2 protein-coding genes are annotated in these 3,027 nt (G+C 46.3%); both read left to right on the top strand.

Translation table 11 applies throughout. The features are described from left to right. Window positions 1-345 (top strand): ShlB/FhaC/HecB family hemolysin secretion/activation protein (locus ACFIMM_RS08825; protein ID WP_375692701.1); only part of this gene is annotated, 345 nt, incomplete at its 5' end. Window positions 346-370: 25 nt separating this feature from the next. Then, the coding region (locus ACFIMM_RS08820) for a filamentous hemagglutinin N-terminal domain-containing protein (protein WP_375692700.1) at window positions 371-3,027 on the top strand (2,657 nt) is incomplete at its 3' end.

Raw genomic sequence — 3,027 nt, 5'->3', positions numbered from 1 at the left:
GGGGGCGCTTCCAATGTTCGTGGCACGCGTGAGAGTTTGCTTTTTGGCAATAACGGTTTTTTTAGCCGGAATGATTTGCTGCTACGCACCATTCCGTGGAGCAATCACGCGACCTTCAAAAAGGTTTTTGGAGAACTTCGCCCTTATGTTGGTTTGGATTATGGGCGTGTGTTTTCGCAAGTTTTGTATGGGATTAAGAGTGACCAGCTTGCCGGTTGGACAGCCGGTGTCAAGCTTGCGGGAGGCATGGTCTCTCTTGATGCCAGTTATTCCAGTATTTTTTGGAGCACAGTTAAGCACAAAAAATCAGGAACATTTTTTATGACATTAACAATGGAACTTTAAGCATTTTTTATTGGGGAGTTAACGTATGAGATATGAGAAGAGAGCAGAAAGAGCAGCTTTATTAGGTGTTTTGGTCTCCAGTACGATGCTCAAAAAGGTTTTATTTGGGGGACTTGGTTTTTCTTGTTTGTTAGCCCCTTCAGTGTTACAGGCACAAATTACTGTGGATCCTAACGCGAATGCTGCCCATCGCCCAGATATAGTAGCAGCGCCCAATGGGGTTCCCTCGATTGATATTGTTACCCCCAATGGCAAGGGCTTATCACACAATAAATATAACGATTTTAATATTGGAAATCCAGGTGTGATTTGGAACAATCATGCGCAAGAAGTGGGGCAATCGCAGTTGGGGGGCATTATGCCGGGCAATCCGCATTTGCGCCTCACGGGTTCGGCGAAAGTGATTTTAAATGAAGTGACCAGCAGCAAGCGCAGTGCGCTTCATGGTCCAGGAGAGGTTTTTGGGAGCCCCGCCGATGTGATTATAGCCAATCCCAATGGGATAAGTTGTGATGGTTGTGGCTTTATCAATACACCCCATGCGACCTTAACCACAGGTGTACCCGAAATTGATGCGAGCGGTTTTTTGAAAGGCTTTGAGGTGCGAGGTGGGGATATTACCTTTGGCGCCAAGGGAGCCAATTTTTTCTCTGGTCAAGGGGCGGTTGATATTGTCGATATTGTCTCACGCACAGTGCATTTTGAAGGAGCTGTTGCGGGCAGAGAAATTGGAGTGACAGCAGGGACGGGTCACTTTGATTATGCTTCACGGGAAATGAAAGAGCTAACTGATATTACTGGTAAACCGGAATATGCGATAGATGGTTCTGCTTTGGGGGCTCTACAGGCGGACAGAATAAAACTTGTGGCAACAGAAAAAGGTGTTGGTGTTCGTATGCGCCATGATATGGCAGCCAATGCGGGGCAGTTGCATCTTTCTGCTGACGGGAAAATCTCGTTGAAGAATGTTTTTGGTCATGGGGGTGTTGTCCTCAAATCGAAAAGCCAGAGCGTATTGGCAAAGCACATCACCTCGAAAAAGCATATTGATATTGCCGCCCATAAGGATGTGACGTTAGAAACGGTTGGTGCTGATGGTCATTTGAAGATAGAGGCGCAGGATGGGCTTTTATCGATTGCCGGTAAGGCAACCTCTGGGGGCAATATGGAGCTGTCTTCGCGCCAGACACTTCAAGTTTCAGGGCTAGGGGCAGGCGCTGATATGGCTCTTGAATCGGGCGGAAACTTGAAGCTTGAGGGGATTGTTTTAGCGCAAGGGAATCTCAAGGCGCATGCCGGTGGTGATATACAAGCTCATTTTTTAGCCGGTGGGGTTGATATGGCGGCAACGGGTGCTGCTGGTGTTGTTGTTCTTGGCACCCAAGGGGATGTTGATCTCCAGAGCAGTCAAGGTGCGATTGTTGCTGAAAGTGTTTATGGAGCAGGAGATATCACCCTAGTTTCTCATAATGGGCTATCTGTTTCTCAAACAATTCTGTCGCATCAAAATGTTGCCATTCAAGCACAACCAGCAACAAATGCTCCCGTTCATTTTGGGCAACTTTTAGCCTATGGCAAGGCAAATATTGAGGGTGGGGCGGTTGACTTTTCTTCACTGATGACGGGTGAAGAAGCTGTTTTAAAGGTTGGCAGCCTTGATGCAGGCACACTGATGACAGGTGTCGTTTCTACGGGCGGTTCAGGGGATCTTGTTTTAGATGAAAAGGGCTTTCTTTTGATTACAGCAAAAGAAGGGGTGAAGGTTGGTCAGATTGCCAGTGGTGGCAATATTGAAATTTTTGCAGGCAACGACATCTATTATGATCAGGTCATAGGCTATGGCAACGCAACATTGACATCGGTATCAGGAGAGATCAGTGTTGAGAATGTGTTGTCTGCTGAGGGGGATGTGAGATTGACGGCAAACACTCTCGATTTAAGCAATAATCGTTCTCATATTTACACGCCGCAAACGCTGTATTTAATTGCAGATCATATTGATGTCTCAGAGAGCGAATTGGCTTATGGCGGTTTAGACTTTCAAAGCACCAATGCCCTTGATATTCACAATGCGCGGCTACAAGCCGTGACAGATCAGGGAGGGACTGGAGATATTCTTTTTGTTGCCCCAAGCGTTATGGTTGATGAGACAACGTCGGTTTTAGCAGCCAGAGATTTCGTGATCAAAACGGGGGAGCTTGGAAATAGCGGTCAATTGGCATCGGGGCAGGATTTAGTCTTTAGCGTGACGGGGGATGTGACCAACAACAAAACGGGCTTAATTTATGTGAAGGGCAATGGTGCTTTACAAGTTGATGGTGCTTTGCTCAATGATTTTGGCACCATAATGGCAGAGGGTGATTTGGGTTTCACCAATGCGGCTGGCAGCGGAAAAAGCCTTTCGCTTGTTAACAAAGCAGGCTTTATTCAAGCTGGTGGAAACTTAAATATCCAAACCAACACCCTGAAAAACGAAGCTGATAGCACGCCTGTCATCACGGAAAAAACGGAATATAGCGATATTTCTTTCCAAAAACCAGAGGATTTTCATGGTAGCGGAGATGGGTTGTTATATCATAATACACAGCAAGATCTTTGGGGAAAGGGGCACATTGAAGAGCCAGACTCAATTCTTGGTGTTAACATCGAGCATACATTATTTAGTTTGGACGAAGTACTTTT

It is taken from the genome of Bartonella sp. AP258QHHD (genome assembly GCF_042196145.1).
Taxonomy (GTDB): Bacteria; Pseudomonadota; Alphaproteobacteria; order Rhizobiales; family Rhizobiaceae; genus Bartonella.
This window is presented reverse-complemented; position numbering and strand designations above follow the sequence as displayed.